Genomic DNA, 214 nt, shown 5'->3' on the forward strand with positions numbered 1-214 from the left:
AGTATCAATACGTCAGGCGATAGTGCCGCCGTTCTACAAGCCATAAACACGGCGCTTCCTGTGCTACACCGGGCCTACTGGGTGCATCTGCAATCCTCCGCCACCTCGGGCTTTTCAGGCGCCGTCTTGCACGCCATGCTCGCCCGCGGCCCCGGCGACGAGGCAGACCATGAATCCGAGGCTGCGCGCCTGCTCGCAGGCGCAAAAGACGTAG

The 214-nt window shown here is 63.1% G+C and carries 1 protein-coding gene; it reads left to right on the top strand.

The features are described from left to right. On the top strand, nucleotides 1–214 hold a 214-nt coding region (locus tag A3709_RS23745), incomplete at both ends, for a hypothetical protein (RefSeq protein WP_197484186.1).

The sequence above is a fragment of the Halioglobus sp. HI00S01 genome, assembly GCF_001635445.1.
GTDB classification, from domain to species: Bacteria; Pseudomonadota; Gammaproteobacteria; order Pseudomonadales; family Halieaceae; genus Halioglobus; species Halioglobus japonicus.